We start from the raw sequence: 281 nt of genomic DNA, 5'->3' as shown, positions 1-281 counted from the left end.
TGTGAATTGTTGAACAAATAAAATTAAAAAATGGGAGTGGATCAACATGTTTGAATTATTAAGAAGAAATACTATTGTAGCTGGAGTGTTAGCAATTATTCGTATCTATCTTGGCTATGCTTGGATCACAGGTGGTTGGGGGAAAATTACTGGTGGAGAATTTGATGCAACAGGATTCTTACACGGCGCAATTGGAAAAGCAACTGGTGAGCATCCTGCCGTTCAAGGCTGGTGGGCAGCATTCTTAGAAACAGTAGCACTTCCAAATGCAGGACTATTTA

General features: G+C 39.5%; 1 pseudogene. It reads left to right on the top strand.

The features are described 5' to 3' along the window. Positions 1-46: 46 nt before the first annotated feature. Positions 47-281: pseudogene (locus GH741_RS21460) on the top strand (Crp/Fnr family transcriptional regulator); the annotation flags it as partial.

The organism is Aquibacillus halophilus, assembly GCF_009649745.1.
Classification (GTDB): Bacteria; Bacillota; Bacilli; order Bacillales; family Amphibacillaceae; genus Aquibacillus; species Aquibacillus halophilus.
Note: the sequence above shows the minus strand (reverse complement) of the source record. Positions and strands in the feature narration are given on the sequence as shown.